18 protein-coding genes and 2 other annotated features are annotated in these 18,567 nt (G+C 38.1%); of the genes, 17 read left to right on the forward strand and 1 reads right to left on the reverse strand.

Annotated elements, in window-relative coordinates; genetic code table 11:
• Positions 1-551: 551 nt before the first annotated feature.
• From speD to U8D43_RS18785, 14 genes are all read left to right on the forward strand, one after another.
• Positions 552-932 (forward strand): adenosylmethionine decarboxylase, encoded by a 381-nt coding sequence (gene speD / locus U8D43_RS18720; RefSeq protein WP_335872689.1) that lies wholly within the window; start codon positions 552-554, stop codon positions 930-932.
• Between the two features lie 464 nt (positions 933-1,396).
• Positions 1,397-1,774, forward strand: coding sequence for a cytosolic protein (locus U8D43_RS18725; RefSeq protein ID WP_335872690.1), 378 nt, complete (start codon positions 1,397-1,399; stop codon positions 1,772-1,774).
• 272 nt (positions 1,775-2,046) lie between these two features.
• A complete protein-coding gene (nrdR, locus tag U8D43_RS18730) occupies positions 2,047-2,499 on the forward strand; it encodes a transcriptional regulator NrdR (protein ID WP_335872691.1) in 453 nt (150 codons plus the stop codon).
• An 80-nt stretch (positions 2,500-2,579) separates the two neighbouring features.
• Positions 2,580-3,974, forward strand: a complete 1,395-nt coding sequence (locus U8D43_RS18735) for a replication initiation and membrane attachment family protein (RefSeq protein WP_335872692.1) — start codon at positions 2,580-2,582, stop codon at positions 3,972-3,974.
• Positions 3,975-3,983: 9 nt separating this feature from the next.
• Positions 3,984-4,919, forward strand: coding sequence for a primosomal protein DnaI (gene dnaI / locus U8D43_RS18740; protein ID WP_335872693.1), 936 nt, complete (start codon positions 3,984-3,986; stop codon positions 4,917-4,919).
• A gap of 205 nt (positions 4,920-5,124) precedes the next feature.
• Positions 5,125-5,976: a putative sporulation protein YtxC gene (locus tag U8D43_RS18745; protein ID WP_335872694.1), complete on the forward strand. Its 852-nt coding sequence runs from the start codon at positions 5,125-5,127 to the stop codon at positions 5,974-5,976.
• Between the two features lie 451 nt (positions 5,977-6,427).
• Positions 6,428-8,359, forward strand: a complete 1,932-nt coding sequence (gene thrS, locus U8D43_RS18750) for a threonine--tRNA ligase (RefSeq protein ID WP_335872695.1) — start codon at positions 6,428-6,430, stop codon at positions 8,357-8,359.
• A 413-nt stretch (positions 8,360-8,772) separates the two neighbouring features.
• Positions 8,773-8,907 (forward strand) — a sequence feature (ribosomal protein L20 leader region).
• 76 nt (positions 8,908-8,983) lie between these two features.
• Positions 8,984-9,499 (forward strand): translation initiation factor IF-3, encoded by a 516-nt coding sequence (gene infC, locus U8D43_RS18755; protein WP_335872716.1) that lies wholly within the window; start codon positions 8,984-8,986, stop codon positions 9,497-9,499.
• Positions 9,500-9,521: 22 nt separating this feature from the next.
• Positions 9,522-9,719 carry a 50S ribosomal protein L35 gene (rpmI, locus tag U8D43_RS18760; protein ID WP_335872696.1) on the forward strand — a complete coding sequence of 66 codons (198 nt, stop codon included), beginning with the start codon at positions 9,522-9,524 and terminating at the stop codon, positions 9,717-9,719.
• A gap of 37 nt (positions 9,720-9,756) precedes the next feature.
• On the forward strand, positions 9,757-10,116 hold the full coding sequence (gene rplT, locus U8D43_RS18765) for a 50S ribosomal protein L20 (RefSeq protein WP_335872697.1): 360 nt from the start codon (positions 9,757-9,759) through the stop codon (positions 10,114-10,116).
• 233 nt (positions 10,117-10,349) lie between these two features.
• Entirely contained in the window at positions 10,350-10,622 is a 273-nt protein-coding gene (locus U8D43_RS18770) for a DUF1294 domain-containing protein (protein WP_335872698.1), read from the forward strand.
• Between the two features lie 303 nt (positions 10,623-10,925).
• A complete protein-coding gene (locus tag U8D43_RS18775) occupies positions 10,926-11,501 on the forward strand; it encodes a TVP38/TMEM64 family protein (protein WP_335872699.1) in 576 nt (191 codons plus the stop codon).
• Positions 11,502-11,604: 103 nt separating this feature from the next.
• Positions 11,605-12,090 (forward strand): dUTP diphosphatase, encoded by a 486-nt coding sequence (locus tag U8D43_RS18780; RefSeq protein WP_335872700.1) that lies wholly within the window; start codon positions 11,605-11,607, stop codon positions 12,088-12,090.
• Positions 12,091-12,355: 265 nt separating this feature from the next.
• Complete coding sequence (locus tag U8D43_RS18785; RefSeq protein WP_503627821.1) at positions 12,356-13,444, forward strand: M42 family metallopeptidase; 1,089 nt, start codon at positions 12,356-12,358, stop codon at positions 13,442-13,444.
• 44 nt (positions 13,445-13,488) lie between these two features.
• On the opposite strand, the gene sspI is transcribed toward U8D43_RS18785, so the two are convergent.
• The gene (gene sspI, locus U8D43_RS18790) at positions 13,489-13,695 is read right to left on the reverse strand and encodes a small acid-soluble spore protein SspI (protein ID WP_335872701.1); all 207 of its coding nucleotides are present in this window, start codon (positions 13,693-13,695) and stop codon (positions 13,489-13,491) included.
• A 113-nt stretch (positions 13,696-13,808) separates the two neighbouring features.
• On the opposite strand from sspI, the gene U8D43_RS18795 reads away from it, so the two are divergent.
• The 3 genes from U8D43_RS18795 (at position 13,809) to pheT (ending at position 18,450) form a co-directional block, all read left to right on the forward strand.
• The gene (locus U8D43_RS18795; protein WP_335872702.1) at positions 13,809-14,567 is read left to right on the forward strand and encodes a TrmH family RNA methyltransferase; all 759 of its coding nucleotides are present in this window, start codon (positions 13,809-13,811) and stop codon (positions 14,565-14,567) included.
• A 100-nt stretch (positions 14,568-14,667) separates the two neighbouring features.
• Positions 14,668-14,895, forward strand: a binding site (T-box leader).
• A gap of 82 nt (positions 14,896-14,977) precedes the next feature.
• Complete coding sequence (gene pheS, locus U8D43_RS18800; protein ID WP_335872703.1) at positions 14,978-16,015, forward strand: phenylalanine--tRNA ligase subunit alpha; 1,038 nt, start codon at positions 14,978-14,980, stop codon at positions 16,013-16,015.
• Positions 16,016-16,035: 20 nt separating this feature from the next.
• Positions 16,036-18,450 (forward strand): phenylalanine--tRNA ligase subunit beta, encoded by a 2,415-nt coding sequence (gene pheT, locus U8D43_RS18805; RefSeq protein WP_335872704.1) that lies wholly within the window; start codon positions 16,036-16,038, stop codon positions 18,448-18,450.
• Positions 18,451-18,567: the final 117 nt, after the last annotated feature.

Raw genomic sequence — 18,567 nt, forward strand, 5'->3', positions numbered from 1 at the left:
TATCCAAAAATCAAAACCAGCTTAAATCAAGTAATGGTGCCATAGCCAATCTTTAAAAATGGTCATTCCATTTTAGGGAGGGTGCTTTTTTGTGTCAAAATCAGCATCAAAACCCATTTTCGTATAAAAGAGCCTATAAAAAAGTACAAACATCTACTTCGACAAGATTGAGCTGATGGGCAAAACCAAGGTCATTATTTTTTTATGAAATGGATAGCGAGTATGGACAATTTCGTACCAATTCTAAAGTATGGACCTTTTTCTTGAATGGAGATTCACTTGAAGTTCTGTCCTTCTAATGTGACCTGTAGGTAAGTTATTTTCGTTTTTCCATTTACTTGCGAAAAAATATTTTAAAAGAATATTGCAAAATGAAAATAAACGAAGTATACTATTTTTCGTGAACTTCTTGAACGCATAAGGGTACTGTATAGCTGCTTAAAGGGTTAGGACCTCTTCGGACTAACTTTCCCCCGTGGCCGTTGTATAACTGCATAAGATAAAAGTTCATTTTGACGAAAAAAAATCGAAGTCAAAGGGGGAAACGACTAATGGAAACAATGGGTCGTCATGTTATTTCAGAATTATGGGGCTGTGATTTTGAAAAACTTAACAGTATGGAGTTAATTGAGCAAATTTTTGTTGATGCTGCACTAAAATCAGGTGCTGAAGTGAGAGAAGTAGCCTTTCATAAATTTGCGCCACAAGGAGTAAGTGGTGTTGTAATCATTTCTGAATCACATTTAACCATTCATAGCTTCCCTGAACACGGGTATGCTAGTATTGATGTTTACACATGTGGAGAAATGGATCCAAATATTGCGGCTAACTACATAGCAGAAGCATTAAACGCTCAAACACGTGAAAATATTGAACTTCCACGAGGAATGGGACCAGTTCAAACAAAACAACCAGAAGCTAAAATACTTTAATTCAAATAGATGCAGAGGAGGTGTATGATTCATACACCTCTTTTCGTATGGTGCAATATAAGTTTAATTCATGGCTGTTTTCACAAAGATTGTGACTTTTCGTATTACTCCTTATTTCGTGATGAAGAATGGTTTCGGGCATCTTTTCGCATTCTTTTTCACTCGAAGCGAGGAAAGAAAAGAGTGCTCAAATCGTTTTTATATGCTCTATGCAACAAAGGATGCGAATAGAGCCTAATTCATAAATGGACGAATAAGTTTATAATAGGCTCTTTTCGTATGCATTGTGGCTATTTCATCTGATGTTTAACTAAATCCTTCAATTCACTGTTGATTTCCATCAAAAACAGGCGAAATGATGCCCGAATCAAAGCTATAACATAAATAATTAACTGATACGAAATGCAACAAACTTTGGGAAAGCAACTTTATAATATTTACATAGGATTGGGGAGAATTCAATAATGGGAAGTTTTAAAAGAGCATTTATTCGGTTTAGCCAAGAGTGTGAAACGTCGGATTCAAATTTAGATAAAGAGTTAAGGACGAAATATTATAAATCTTCATTTGACAAGGCTTTTGCAGCCGTTGAAGAGTTGTTTGCAGCAAAAGAGTATACGATTCAGTCAATATCAAAAGATCATGGTGAGATATTGGTTGGAAAAAAGGGTAAATTATTTATTGTGGCAACTGTATTGACTGTACGTCCTTTCGAAACAGCGGTCGATTTTAAGGTCACGTCAGAAAAGATGATTCTAACGGGTGCATATCCAAAACTAAAGAGCGAAGTATTAGCTTTGTACAATGGACTAAATCAAAAGTTAAAACCCTTTCAACAATAAGTCGATTCGGACTTGTTGTTTTTTTTGAAGGCTCTTTTCGTATACTTTGCCTGACGCCGCAGGGCAGCCACTTTCGCTTTTCGTAAATGATGCCCGAAACAAAGCTATATCACCGTTTATAGACTGGTTCGAAAAGTAGCAAACTTTTCCAAAACAGCCTTTTTGAAAGTTAGTGTGTCCGATAAACTAGATTCACTATGGCCACCACTTGTGTATTAGTCCTCTTTTCTATAAGATGAAAGTAATAGATTTTTTGAGGCGGAGTTGATGAAATGAAGTGTCCATCTTGTCAGTCAAATGCAACTAGGGTTGTGGATTCTCGACCGGTCGATGAGGGCCGCTCCATTCGACGCAGGAGGGAATGTGAAGAATGTGCTCACAGGTTTACGACCTTTGAAAAAATTGAAGAGCTCCCATTGATTGTCGTAAAAAAAGAAGGAACACGTGAAGAGTTCAGCCGCGAGAAAATGCTAAGAGGCTTAATTAAAGCTTGTGAAAAACGTCCTGTCGCTCTAGAAGAATTAGATAAACTCTCGACAGAGATTGAGAAAGAACTTCGTAGAGAAGGTAGTTCAGAAGTGAAATCGGATATCATTGGAGAAATGATTATGGACCGATTAGCCATCGTGGATGAAGTTGCCTACGTGAGATTTGCATCTGTCTATCGTCAGTTTAAAGATATTAATGTCTTTCTAGATGAATTGAAGGAATTAATCAAAAAATGAACATTCTTGAGCTAAATAATCTCAGTTTAGCTCTTTTCTCTATTTTAACAGGTAATCAGGCCAGGAAAGGTTGAAGAATTATGAAAACACACTGGAAAGAACTACAACCAGTGGACACATACCTAGTGAAGGTGAACGGTCTTTTGCACGACCATCACCGTCAAGTGCTCACCTTTTTGTATCAGCCACTGATTGGAACGGAATGCTATAGCCTCTATATGACATTATGGGCTGAAGTTGAAAGACAATCTCACTGGTCAGAATCATATTCACATTATCATCTAATGGATTTTTTATCCTTTAATATACAGAACATATACGAAGCTCGTGTCAAGCTTGAAGGTATTGGTTTAGTGAAAACCTTTGTAAAACGCTCAGAGGATGAACGGAAATTTATTTATGAAATTCAACCGCCTCTTTCTCCGCAACAGTTTTTTACAGATGGAATTCTAAATGTTTATCTTTATCGTAAAATTGGAAAGGCTCATTTTTTAAAGCTGAAAGAATTTTTTTCTGTCCCAACGGTTGATAACAATGAATTTCAAGAGGTGACCCGTTCGTTTCAGGATATCTATTTATCGTCTCATACATTGCAATTGCCTGACTCCGAAGCGGAACAATTGAGCAAAGTGAGTCAAGAAAAAGAGTTACTTGAAGAGCGAGATAATGGGGGCCTTCAACTAGATTCACTTCATTTTGATATGGACTTATTACTTGCGGGTTTATCAGAATCAATGGTTCCAAGGCGTGCATTTACCCCGAATGTGAAAGAAGCTATCACGAAACTATCCTATTTGTATGGGGTCGATGCTGTCCAAATGAAGGGGATTGTTCTTCAATCGATGTTGGTCGAGGATGAAATTGATATTGAATCTTTAAGAAAAGCTGCTCGAGATTGGTTCCAACTTCAATTTGGGGAGGTTTTGCCGAAACTCAGTCTCAAAGTGTCACAAAAGGCTCAAACTCAATCGATAAATGAACCGAAAACACAAGAAGAGAAACTGATTCACTATTTAGAAATCACCTCTCCTCGTGAACTACTTATCGATCTTTCAAATGGAGCAGAAGCGACGACAAGTGATCTTCAAATTGTAGAAGGCGTCATCATGAATCAAAAGCTTCCAGTTGGAGTGGTGAATGTACTGATTCACTATGTGATGCTCAGAACAGATATGAAGTTGTCTAAAGGGTATGTTGAGAAAATTGCTTCCCATTGGTCGAGAAAAAACATTTCGACAGTGAAAGAAGCGATGGATTTAGCTAAAAAAGAACATCGTCAATATTTGGAATGGGCTCAAGGGAAAAAGGGCAATGCAACTTCGAGGAAAAAACCAGTTCGTACGGAAAAGTTGCCTGATTGGTTTGAGGAAAATAATTCTGCTGCAGAAAATGAACCAAAAGAGAAGGAAGCATCGTTTGATTTTGAAACCGAAAAGAAAAAGCTTGAGGAAGAGCTTAAAAAGTATAAAAAGTAGGAGGTTGCTATGGAACCGATTAATAAGACTTTAAAAAAATTAGCTTCTTCTCCCAAATTTCAACAAACATACAATCAGATGAAAGATGAAATTTTGGCAGATGACGATGTTCAACGTTTTCTGAAAGAGCACTCAGCAAGAATTTCACCCCCAACAGTTGAGAAGGGGTTAATGAAACTTTATGAGTACACCTCTCAAGAAAAACAATGTCAAGGATGTCCGAGCTTAGAGGACTGTGAAAATATGATGCCAGGATTCGAACCAGAGCTATTTATGCGAGGAGAAGTTATCGACATAAATTACCGAGCATGCCCAAGGAAAATAGTGCATGATGAGCGAAGTAAGATGGAAAAGCTTATACAAAGCATTTATGTTCCTAAAGATATATTACATGCCACTTTTTCAAGTATTGATTTGGATACTCCTACTCGGTTAAGAGCGGCAAAAGCAGCTAAGGATTTTGTCGAATCCTATTCTTCTCAAAAGAATGGCAAGGGTCTATATTTTTACGGAAAATTCGGAGTAGGGAAATCGTATTTACTTGGAGCTATTGCTAATGAGCTTGCAGAAAAGCAAATATCTTCGTTAATTGTCTACATACCTGAGTTCTTTCGTGAAATGAAACAGTCGTTACAAGATCAAAGCGTAAATGAAAAGCTAAAGAAGATTAAGTCAGCTCCAATACTGATGCTCGATGACATCGGGGCAGAATCGATGTCTAGTTGGGCTCGTGACGATATATTAGGAACGATTCTTCAATACCGGATGCTTGAAAATTTACCAACATTCTTTTCATCAAATTTCGATTTTGAGGGTCTTAAACATCACTTAACATATTCTCAAAGAGGAGAAGAAGAAAAAATGAAAGCCGCTCGAATTATGGAACGAATTAAATATTTGGCGACACCAGTTAATTTAGATGGACCAAATCGTCGTGAGTTATAGGCTATCATATAAAGATAGCTTTTTTTTTTGCAATCTTTAAATCCACTTCTAAAAAAGTCAAGCTCTCCATATATTGATAGCAAGGAATTAGGTTAGTTGTATCAACCTAGTTCTTAAGATTCGTAGCCTTCAGTGCATTGTGCTGCTTCACAGAATATGAAGGAACTCTTAGCATACCTTTAGACTGGGAAAAGGAGGGAAGAAAATGTTAGAAATTCTCTTCAAACTAGAAAGCGATGGAAAAGCGCTTCAGAAATGCTTACAAGGCCAAGGTATATCTTCTGAGATACATACAACACTCTTTCAAAATCAAACACATTTTTTAGTGACTTTTCAATTGGAGGAAAGGGCAAAAGAAGCGTTGAAAACATTTATACTAGATGTAAAACGAAAAGATTGGTCTTCTTTCTTTTTGACCGATTCTTTTTATTTTCATGATGAAAATGAGCATGAACAAATTCTTCAAATTGTTTTAGAAATGTTTAGCGGAGAAAGAGTAGAACTTGTATCACTTTTAAACGAATGGGATGAGGACACCTTTATTTATCAAGCGATAGACCTGCTCTTAACAGGGAGAGAACCGGTATCATTTGATACTTTTGTAAAATTTCGACTTAAGCGCTATCAAAATCGTCTGCTTCAATATATTGAACTTGCGATAGATGAATACAAAATGGAGCAGGATTATCAAATGTTCATTCATACACTTCGAGACTACATTTCAACGAAAAAAGAAGAGCTTCATCATATTCATTTATATCTATATAACCACGAATCATTTTTCTATAATGAGGCTTTTAGGGAAATGAAAAGAGAAGAACTTCTTTCTAAGATGGATAAAAGGCTCTTGGTCAACCATCCTCTTTATATTGATTCCGTGACCATTGCTCCTCTTTTATCATTGGCTCCGAAAAAAATTTATCTCTATTTTAATCAAGAAGAGAATGGACTTGTGCGTACCATCCAAAAAATTTTTGAGGAAAGGGTTGTTATTCTTCCCTCTTCTGAGTTGCTTTCGAATTTTGAGGGGAACGGAAAAGGCGTTGTGAATGAGTAAATCGCAATAATTATTTACCTTTTACCCCCGTATGAAAATGAGGAGTATGAAAATTATTTATTTTTTCTTGATTTCTTCATCGTAACCTAATATAATAACCTACATATTATAAACTAGAGGTTATGATGAGGATATGGACGACTGGGTACGATTTTTAGAGAGGGAAGACTAGGCTGAAAACTTCCTAATACGACTTAAGCGTTTACCACCTCTAAACTTCAACCGTGAACGAAGAACTGTTTTGGAGAAGACACCATGCACTTTTTCTTCCACTAATGGTTGACGGCCGCAGCCGTTATCTGATCTGGAGACGTTATTTTGTTTGTTTTTTCAACAAAAACGTAAAGTAGGGTGGAACCACGATTACTTATTCTAAAAGATAAGCTTCGTCCCTTCATGCAAATGAAGGGATGAGGCTTTTTTTATTTTATTTTTATAAGGAGTGAAGAACATGTCAGAAGTAGTAAAGATAACTTTTCCTGACGGTGCGGTGAAGGAGTTTTCAAAAGGAACAACAACTGAAGACATTGCCGCTTCTATCAGCCCAGGATTAAAGAAAAAGTCGATTGCAGGAAAATTAAATGGTGAATTGATTGACTTGCGTAGGCCCATTTTAGAAGATGGAAAAGTCGAAATTGTAACAGTTGGATCAGACGATTCATTAGAAATTCTTCGCCATAGTACAGCTCATTTAATGGCTCAAGCAATCAAACGTTTATATAAAAACGTGAAATTGGGAGTCGGTCCTGTTATTGAAGGAGGATTCTATTATGATATTGATGCTGAAGAAACATTAACATCTGAGGATCTAGAGAGCATTGAAAAAGAAATGAAGAAAATTGTCAATGAAAATGTACTGATTGAACGAAAAGAAGTCTCTCGTGATGAAGCAAAGGCAATGTTCGAAAAAATTGATGATGAATACAAATTAGAACTGTTAGAAGCAATTCCTGCAAATGAAGCTGTCTCTATTTATTCCCAAGGTGAGTTTTTTGATTTATGTCGTGGAGTACATGTACCATCAACTGGAAAAATTAAAGAATATAAATTATTGAGTCTAGCAGGTGCTTATTGGCGCGGGAATAGTGACAATAAAATGCTGCAACGTATTTACGGAACAGCTTTCTTCAAAAAAGAGGACTTAGCTGAACATCTTCGACTCTTAGATGAGGCGAAGGAGCGCGACCATCGTAAAATTGGGAAAGAATTGAATCTTTTCACAAATTCGCAAAAAGTAGGTCAAGGTTTGCCGCTTTGGTTACCTAAAGGTGCAACAGTTCGTCGCATGATTGAGCGTTACATTGTCGATAAAGAAGAGCGTCTAGGCTATGATCATGTCTATACTCCGGTCCTTGGAAGTGTGGATCTTTATAAAACAAGTGGACATTGGGATCATTATCAAGAAAATATGTTTCCGGTGATGGATATGGATAATGAACAATTAGTTCTTCGTCCGATGAATTGTCCACATCATATGATGATTTATAAAAATGGCATTCATAGCTATCGTGAGTTGCCTATCCGAATCGCCGAGCTTGGCACAATGCACCGTTATGAAATGTCGGGAGCATTATCTGGTTTGCAACGCGTTCGCGGGATGACATTAAATGATGCACATATTTTCGTTCGTCCTGATCAAATCAAGGAAGAGTTTAAACGTGTTGTTTTGTTAGTGATGGAAGTGTATAAAGACTTTGATTTAAAAGACTATTCATTCCGTCTCTCCTACCGAGATCCGGCAGATACTGAAAAATATTTTGATGATGATGATATGTGGAACAAAGCCCAAATTATGATCAAAGAAGCGATGGACGAGTTAGATCTTCAATATATTGAAGCGGAAGGAGAAGCAGCCTTTTACGGTCCGAAGCTAGATGTTCAAGTGAAAACAGCGCTGGGGAAAGAAGAAACATTGTCTACTGTTCAATTGGACTTCCTATTACCAGAGCGCTTTGACTTAACATATGTTGGAGAAGATGGAAAGCAACATCGTCCAGTCGTCATTCATCGTGGTGTTGTTTCTACAATGGAACGCTTTGTGGCATTCTTAATTGAAGAATACAAAGGAGCTTTCCCTACATGGTTAGCACCCGTTCAAGTTCAAGTTATCCCTGTCTCTCCAGAAGTTCATTTTGATTACGCGAAAGAAGTTCAAGAGCAGCTTAGGGCTCAAGGGATTCGGGCAGAACTTGATAGCCGCGATGAAAAAATTGGTTATAAAATTCGGGAGGCACAAGTTCAAAAGGTTCCTTACATGTTAGTTGTAGGAGACAATGAAATTAACGACAAAGCGGTAAATGTCCGTAAATATGGCGAGCAAAAATCAGAGACTGTTTTATTTGAAGACTTTAAACAAATGATTTCAGCAGAAGTAGTAAAATAATTACGCATTGTCAGCGTTGGGACTGTAAATTGGTTCTCAGCGCTTTCCTTTTGAGAGAAGGTCTTTTAATTTTGTAGGATTGAGAGTTCGTTTCTTTTATAGTGACCACTGATTGGAGGAGGGTGTTTGAACTGTAGATGAAAGAAAAAGGGGGCATAAAGGATAAGAATGAATATCTCGTCAAGACATGAATTGTTTTGTTTGAGTCTTCTCATGTCTTCTAATACCACAAATTCGAGTAGATAAACATAGGAAGAGTCAAATTCGTCAAGAAAATAATGCCAATATGAAAAAAAGTTGCATTTGAAGAAAACATCTGATAATATAAAAGACGTTGTGATTTTAATAAACGATTAATTGACAGGCTATTAATGCTTATGATATAGTAATCAAGGTAAATTGAATACATCTTTGTGGAGAAGAAGAAGCTACCCGCTTCTCACCTGAATGACGCAGTATGCAGTTAGCAGGTTTAGTGAAATGAAACGATAGCGTATGATGCGCTTTTCTAATGCGGGTGAGGTTCTCACGCGTATTTTTTATTGTCTAAAATCTGCAGTCGGGACTAAAAACTACTTCAACACAAAAAAACGTATTCAGGAAAATACCTTGGAGGTGTCTCATATTAGCAAAGATATGTTCGTAAACGATGGCATTCGTGCCCGTGAAGTTCGTCTTATTGATCAAAATGGCGAGCAGCTTGGAATTAAATCTAAGCGTGATGCTCTTGAAATTGCTGAACGTGCCAATTTGGACCTAGTATTAGTTGCTCCAAACGCGAAGCCACCTGTAGGCCGTATCATGGACTATGGAAAATTCAAGTTTGAACAACAAAAGAAGGACAAAGAAGCGCGTAAGAATCAAAAGGTCATTAATCTTAAAGAAGTGCGTCTAAGCCCAACAATTGAAGAACATGATTTTAACACAAAATTACGTAATGGACGTAAGTTCCTTGAAAATGGGGACAAAGTTAAAGCATCGATTCGATTTAAAGGTCGTGCGATCACTCATAAAGAAATTGGTCAAAGAGTACTTGACCGTTTTGCTGAGGCATGTAAGGATGTTGCAACAATTGAGTCCAAACCAAAAATGGATGGACGTAGCATGTTCTTAGTCTTAGCCCCTATTAACGAAAAGTAACGTAACCGAGGAGGAATACCCAATGCCAAAAATGAAAACTCACCGCGGCTCTGCAAAGCGTTTCAAAAAGACAGGTTCTGGTAAACTAAAACGTTCTAAAGCTTATACAAGCCACTTATTCGCGAATAAATCTACCAAACAAAAACGTAAGCTTCGTAAAGGCGCAGTCGTTTCTAAAGGTGATTTCAAACGCATTCGTCACATGCTAGACAACTTGTAAAAAACAGATATTGTAGGAAAACTAGGAGGGAAATAATATGCCACGCGTAAAAGGCGGAACAGTAACACGCAGACGTCGTAAAAAAGTTATTAAATTAGCTAAAGGTTATTATGGTTCTAAACATACTTTATATAAAGTAGCAAATCAACAAGTAATGAAATCTTACATGTACGCTTATCGTGATCGTCGTCAGAAAAAACGCGACTTCCGTAAGCTTTGGATTACTCGTATCAATGCAGCTGCTCGTATGAATGGTCTTTCTTATAGCCGTTTAATGCACGGATTAAAGCTTGCTGGTATCGAAGTAAACCGCAAAATGCTTTCTGAGCTTGCTATTTCTGATGAAAAAGCATTTGCTCAATTAGCAGACGCTGCGAAAGCTCAAATCAACAAGTAAAAATAATCAAGCCGTTCTCTATTAGGAGAATGGCTTTTTTAAAGTTTTTTTTTGGATTGGTTACTCTTTGTACAAGGTGTCATAAAGTTCACGAAAAGAGTCTAGTAATAGGAAGATTGATGAAGTAAGTCAATATATAAGAAATGTAATCCAAACGTGAAAAGTCTTTATAGGACATATTAACTGTTACGAAAACAGTCTTCATTCACACTGTAAAAAGGAGGAGTGATAGTATGGTTCAACTCTTGCTAGGTTACCTATTGATGGTAAACCTTGTTTCATTTTTCGTCATGAGAATGGACAAACAGAAAGCAAAGAAGAATACCTATCGGATCAGCGAAAAAACACTTTGGAAGCTAAGTTGGATTGGGGGAGCGATCGGTTCTTTTTTGGGGATGAAAACCTTTAGGCATAAAACAAAGCACCGCGTTTTTGCTTGGGGCTTACCGATTTTGGCTATCATACAAGTGATTCTGATTAGCTGGATGATCATCGCCCTGTCATAAGAGCGAGCATAGTTGTATAAGATGTAATAAGCTGAAAAAATTGAGTAAAGCGTCAAAAGCCTGTTTGATCAGCTTTGCAGAATTGGTGTGAGATCGTCATGTCTATTTCAACGCACAATTGTCCTCCCTAATGAATAAAAGCAATGTTTAAGATATCTATTTGAATGGTGAATTAGAAAGGCTGTTATCTCATAGTATGTTGCTTTTCGTCTATTTTGATGATTCCATCTTAAATTAGGTAAAATAGCAACAATGAATATGTAAACAGCCATAAGAAAAGAGCACAGGAAGAAGGTGAGCTGGATGAATAGCGAGATGTTGCTGCTATTTTCCTTTGTAGAAAATTGGGGCGTTCTCGCTCCGTTAGCCTTTATTCTCTTTCACGTTCTACGGCAGTTCTTATTTTTACCCGTAATTCTTGTCTGTATGGCGGGAGGGGTTTTGTTTGGAAGTTTATTGGGTACGATTTATTCTCTAGTGGGATTAACCCTTTTATCTAGTCTATTCTTTATCGGGATTCATAAATTTCCAAGGTTTTATGAAAAGTTATTAAATATGAAAAATAAATGGTTCGGTCCCCATGCTCGTTTAACAATCGGGCAAATTACAGTACTTCGCTTAATTCCATTCGTACATTTTCAACTACTCAATCTTTGTTTATTGGAACGAAAAAAAACCTTTAAAAAATTTATTAAAAGCTCGTTTTTAACTAACCTCCCTTTGGCCTTTTTTTATACCGTCTTTGGTCAGTTTATTGCAGAATTTACACCAGGCATGGTCATCTTAATCCTGCTGGGGATTAGTGTATTATTTTATGTTTTGAGAGAAAAGGTCACGGTGATGAAGTGGAAGGAATTTTTCCCTGTTAAATCATCCTAATTCCGTAAAAGTCATTCTCAAAAAGAGAGTGGCTTATTTTCGGTTGAAATGCACTTTCTGTTATAATTTCAAAAGACAGATGTAAAAAGGAAGGGAGCTACAAATGAATATTCAGACGTTGTTTAATATGCAGAAGGAGTTGGATTCATACATAGAAGAAAATAAAGGGGTGGCGGATGAGGATTTGTTTTCACGGAAACTATTAGCGCTGCTCGTTGAAATAGGAGAATTGGCAAATGAAACGAGATGCTTTAAATTTTGGAGTAATAAATCGCCATCTGCTAAATCTATGATCTTAGAAGAATTTGTCGATGGGGTACATTTTATTCTGTCTCTTGGTCTTGAAGTTGGGGTTGAGAACTCTTCAATTCAAGCACATGGAAAGGAAAGGGACCTCACTCGTCAGTTTTTAGTCGTCATGGAGATAGCGCATAAATTTGGTCACTCACGATCGAAAAAAGATTTTCAAGACTTTATCGATCAGTATTTTTATCTTGGTCGATTAATAGGCTTCTCAGAAGAGGAAATCGTTCAAGCCTATTACCAAAAGAATGAAGTAAATTATCGAAGACAACAAGAGGGGTACTAGTTCTATTGGTTAGGATTTTGATCACATTATTGCCGTTGTATTAAATCGAAAAGTATTCGGCGGATATGTACGTCTTTTGGATTGTTTTTGATGTGAATCACCTGCAAAATGAAGGAATCCATCAATAGTTAGATTAAATAGAAACAAAGCTTAGAAAAAGTCCTTTTTGATTGATTGAAATAGTTCGAGTATAATAAAATGTAATGGCTCGAAATGAACTGATACATATAGAGAAGCAAGAATATATTTTGAAAGGGGTCTTATCTTGACGAAAAAACTAGACGAAACATTATCAATGCTAAAAGAATTAACCGATGCAAAAGGGGTTCCTGGAAACGAAAGAGAAGTACGACAGGTGATGAGAAAATACATCGAACCATTTGCAGATGAAATGATGACCGATGGGTTGGGGAGCTTAATAGCGAAAAAGATTGGTGATGAAAACGGTCCAAAAATCATGATTGCTGGCCACTTGGATGAAGTGGGCTTTATGGTCACTCGCGTCGATGACAAAGGATTTTTGCGCTTTCAAACACTAGGCGGTTGGTGGTCTCAAGTCATGCTTGCTCAACGTGTAACGATCGTAACAAGCAAAGGAGACGTTACAGGTGTGATTGGCTCAAAACCGCCGCATATTCTTCCGCTTGAAGCACGCAAAAAAGCCGTGGATATTAAAGATATGTTTATTGATATTGGTGCCTCAAGCAAGGAGGAAGCCACAGAATGGGGCATTCGTCCAGGAGATATGGTCGTTCCATATTTTGAATTCACCGTAATGAACAATGAAAAAATGTTGCTTGCCAAAGCATGGGATAACCGAATAGGCTGTGCCATTGCGATAGATGTATTAAAGAATTTACAAGGAACTGATCATCCGAATATTGTCTATGGTGTTGGAACAGTACAAGAAGAGGTTGCTCTTCGAGGGGCTCGAACCTCTGCGTCTGTCATTAAACCAGATATCGGATTTGCTGTAGATGTAGGTATCGCAGGAGATACACCAGGTATTTCAGCGAAGGATGCTCCTTGTAAAATGGGCGAAGGTCCGCAAATCATTCTCTATGATGCATCAATGATTTCTCACAAAGGGCTACGTGACTTTGTGACAAATACGGCAGACGATATGGAAATTCCGTATCAATTTGATTCGATTCCTGGTGGTGGAACAGATTCAGGAGCGATTCATTTGACCGCAAATGGAGTACCAGCATTAACCATTACCATTGCCACAAGGTATATTCATTCGCATGCGGCAATGCTACACAGAGATGATTACGAGAATACGGTGAAGCTTATTACCGAGATCATTAAGCGTCTAGATAAAGATACTGTGGCGAAGATAACGTTTGATTGAAAGAAAAAGCGCTTAGGCTAATAATTATGCCTAAGCGTTTTTCATTATTTCAAGCTGTCTTCAAGTTTTTCTAAAATGACGGTCTGTTCTTGAGGCGAGGCATTTTGCCAATACACTTCAAATAGAACACCTAAACCAGGCAACATTTTTTCTTCTCCGCTTTGAATGGCGTCCACGATCGTATCTTTAAACTCATCTTGGGAATTTCCCGACACATTGTGAATAATGGCATTTCGAAGATTTAGACCCATTGAATGTCTCTCCTTTAATTGTAATCAATACTAGCATTTGTTTCTGTTCATTTATTATGTATGAAAGTTCATGTATAATATAAAAATCGAAGAATTTCTAGGGAGCGATCGGTTTGAACGTTGTGGAATCAATCAAAAATCCAAAAGTGAAACAATGGAGAAAACTATTAACAAGAAAAGAACGTGACAAAACAGGCATGTTTATTGTTGAAGGTTTTCATTTAGTGGAAGAGGCTTTAAAAGAACGAGATACGGTTATGGAAGTCATGATTAGTGAGGAAGTTGAAATACCAACCTCCTGGAATATAAATAATAAGCAGATGACTAGGTTGACTCATGAGGTAACAAAAGCTCTTTCTGATACCGAAAGTCCTCAAGGAGTTTTTGCGATATGCTACCAAACAAATTCGGGTGAACATCTTCGCGGAACCTCATTTTTATTAATTGATTCTGTACAAGACCCAGGCAATTTAGGTACGATGATACGAACAGCGGATGCAGCTGGAATGGACGCTGTAATTTTAGGAACTGGAACCGTTGATGCGTATAATCCAAAGGTCCTTCGTTCTGCACAGGGTAGTCATTTTCATATTCCGATTTATCGACAAGATTTAGGCCGTACCATCGACGTGTTAAAAGAAAAAGAAGTCTCAATCTATGGGACAGCACTTGAAAATGGCGTTAATTTTTCAACTGTAGAAATGAATAGTTCTTTTGCTATACTAATGGGGAACGAAGGAAGTGGTGTTTCTAGAGAGTTGTTAGCAAAAACAGACGAAAATCTGTATATCCCAATTTACGGAAAAAGTGAATCTTTAAATGTTGCCGTAGCCGCAGGGATATTGATGTACAGCGGAAAAGCTCGACAGTGAGCACACTTTGCTGATAATAAGTCAGGGGAAAAATAGTTAGAAACTTGAAATCTATTCGAGAACTATACTATAATAGACACCATATGATAAATTACATATCACAAAAACCATGATAGAGAAAAGTAGCTTGTCACCTTTTTTACTAGGGAAAAATGCCTTGACTGAAAGCATTTTATGAAAGAACAAGTGAAGTTCACCTCTGGAGTTGACGTCAGGACCATTCCTTTGAATGTAAAGACGATCCGGATAAATATCCGTTATTTCAATGAAGCTAGCATGTTTTTTGTGCTCAGTAGGGTGGTACCGCGAATGTAACCTCGTCCCTTCTTCAGGGATGGGGTTTTTTATTTGTCTTTAAAGACCACAGAGGTTCAAAAGCGAGCGCGTTTCGAAAAAAAGGAGGAATTAAAATGGAGTCAAGATTAAAGGAACTTCAAGAAGAAGCTCTTACACAAATAGAGCAAGCAACAGATTTAAAGCAATTAAATGATGTGCGGGTTGCGTATCTGGGGAAGAAAGGACCTATCACTGAAGTACTAAGAGGGATGGGTAAATTATCAGCAGAAGAACGTCCCAAAATGGGTGCGTTGGCAAACGAAGTACGTGCCGTCATCGGTGATGCTATTGAAGTGAAGCAAAGTAATATGGAAAAAGAAGCGGTGGAAAAACAATTAGCCTCTGAAACCATCGATGTAACACTTCCAGGAAGTCCAGTACAAGCGGGCAATCACCATCCTTTAACGAGAATCATTGAAGAAATTGAAGATCTTTTCATCGGTATGGGCTATCAAATAGCAGAGGGACCAGAAGTTGAAAAAGATTATTACAATTTTGAGGCTTTAAACTTACCTAAAGGCCATCCAGCTCGAGATATGCAGGATTCTTTCTATATTACAGAGGAAATTTTGTTGCGAACACACACATCTCCTGTTCAAGCAAGAACGATGGAAATGCATAAAGGGGAAGGACCTGTCAAAATCATTTGTCCAGGCAAAGTGTATCGCCGTGATTCGGATGATGCAACTCATTCTCATCAATTTATGCAAATTGAAGGGCTTGTCATTGATGAAAATATCTCTATGAGTGATTTAAAAGGGACACTTCAAGTGTTTGCAAAAAAACTCTTTGGTGAAGAGCGCGAAATTCGTCTTCGTCCAAGCTTTTTCCCGTTCACAGAACCATCAGTGGAAATGGATATTTCTTGTAAAATATGTGATGGCGAGGGCTGTTCAGTATGTAAGAAAACAGGCTGGATTGAGATTCTAGGTGCCGGTATGGTACATCCAAATGTATTGGAAATGGCCGGATTCGATTCAAAGAAATACACTGGTTTTGCATTCGGAATGGGACCAGAGCGGATTGCGATGCTGAAATATGGCGTAGATGATATTCGTCATTTTTATGCGAATGATATTCGATTCTTAACACAATTTCATGAACACGAGTAAAACTAAAGGAGGGTATACACATGTTTGTTTCATATAATTGGTTACAAGAGTACGTGGATTTATCAGGAGTAACGCCAGAAGAGCTAGCGGAAAAAATCACCCGGAGCGGTATTGAAGTAGAAGGCGTAGAGAAGAAAAATGAAGGTATCACGGGAGTCGTTGTCGGTCATGTACTTGAGCGTGAGCAGCATCCAGATGCCGATAAATTAAGTAAATGTCTAGTCGATATAGGTGCAGAAGAACCGGTTCAAATTATTTGTGGTGCGCCCAATGTAGCTCAAGGACAAAAAGTTCCAGTTGCAACGGTTGGAGCGGTCTTACCAGGCAACTTCAAAATTAAGAAAGCAAAGCTACGAGGTGAGGCTTCTCACGGAATGATTTGTTCATTAAAAGAGCTTGGCATCGATAGCAAACTAGTTGCGAAAGAATACAGTGAAGGCATATTTGTTTTCCCGCAAGATGCAGAGGTAGGAAAAGATGCTTTGGAAACACTACATTTAGACGATGCCATTTTAGAATTAGGCTTAACACCTAATCGTTCAGATTGTTTAAGTATGCTTGGCGTAGCTTATGAGGTTGCAGCCATCCTTGGAACAGACGTAAAGCTTCCTAGTACAGAAGTACCTTCTGGATCTGAGGAAGTAGCAGATTATATTTCGATTAAAGTGGAAGCACCGCAAGATAACCCATTGTATGTAGCGAAAGTGATTAAGAATGTCAAAATCGCACCATCCCCACTTTGGTTGCAAATTCGCTTAATGGCAGCAGGAATTCGTCCACATAATAATGTAGTCGATATTACCAATTTTGTGCTACTTGAATATGGTCAGCCATTACATGCATTTGATTACGATAATTTTGGCAGTAAAGAAATTCTAATTCGAAAAGCACAGAATGGCGAAGAAATCGTGACCTTGGACGATGCAAAGCGTACTTTAACGGATGCTCACCTTGTGATTACCAATGGAAATATGCCAGTAGCTCTAGCAGGTGTGATGGGTGGAGCAAGTTCTGAAGTAGGAAACGATACTACAACGGTTTTACTGGAGTCCGCCTATTTTGCACCCCAAGCGGTTCGTCAAGCGTCAAAGGATCACGGTTTACGAAGCGAGGCAAGCGCTCGCTTTGAAAAAGGAGTCGATCCAAATCGTGTGAAAGCAGCCGCAGAAAGAGCAGCTAAACTTCTGGTTGAATATGCAGGTGGAGAAGTCCTAGAAGGATCTGTTGTTTTTGATGAAATATCGATAGAACCAGCGACCGTAACGATTACGTTAGAAAAAATTAATTCTTCACTTGGAACAGCGATAACAGCAGAAGAAGTGAAAGAAATTTTTGAAAAACTTCAATTCGGTTTAGAAATGGAAGGCACTACTTTTATTGTTACAGCTCCAACCCGTCGAGGCGATATATCGATTGAAGAGGATTTATTAGAAGAAGTCGCTCGTTTATACGGATATGACCGCATCCCACTTACATTGCCGACGGGTGCATCACAACCGGGTGGATTATCTCCTTACCAATTAAAGCGCCGAGTTTCTAGACGTACACTTGAAGGAGCGGGACTTTATCAAGCCATTACGTACTCGTTAACCAATGAGCGGAAGGCAACGCAATATGCACTTGTAAAACGTGAGCCCGTTTCGTTGAAAATGCCAATGAGTGAAGAACGCAGTAAGCTTCGACTAAGTATTGTTCCACAACTGTTAGAATCCATTTCTTATAATGTCGCTCGCCAAATGGATTCGATTGCTTTTTATGAAATTGGGTCTGTCTTTTTGAAAAACGAGGGGCAAGAACTACCACATGAGGTGGAACATATTGCAGGTGCTATGACAGGGCTATGGAATAATCATCCTTGGCAAGGAGAAAAGAAATCGGTCGATTTTTATGTGGCTAAAGGTATCTTAGACGAATTATTTGTTAAATTAGGTGTATTAGGGAAAATTCAGTATCAGCCTGCTCAACTTGACGATATGCATCCTGGACGAACAGCAGAAATCCTTCTAGACGAAGAAGTGCTTGGGTTTGTTGGTCAAGTTCATCCAGAGATTCAAAAAGAGCTCGACCTAAAAGAAACCTATGTCTTTGAATTAAACGCAAGCACGCTTTTCGGTGAAGAAACAGAGCCACTTCAATACAGCAGCATTCCACGTTTTCCATCTATTACACGGGATATTGCCCTTGTAGTAGATTCGAAGGTATTGGCAGGAGACATTGAAGCAGTGATTGTAGAAGTGGGTGGAAAGTTATTGAGAGAAGTATCTGTGTTCGATCTTTATGAAGGTGAACATATGGAAGCAGGAAAGAAATCTGTTGCTTTCTCCTTAAAATATTTCGATCCAGAGCGTACATTAACGGATGAGCAAGTTGTTAAAGTACACGACAAAGTGCTAGCAGCAGTCAAAGAAAAAATTGGGGCTGAATTGCGCGGATAATATAAAAAGCACGAGACTTCGGATGAAGTCTCGTGCTTTTTTAAAGGCTTTATTTGCATACTTTGTTACTCAAAACATATAAAGAGGTATCGAAACACCCCTACCTTTCCATATTTT

It is taken from the genome of Bacillus sp. 2205SS5-2 (assembly GCF_037024155.1).
In the GTDB taxonomy this organism is placed as follows: Bacteria; Bacillota; Bacilli; order Bacillales; family Bacillaceae_K; genus Bacillus_CI.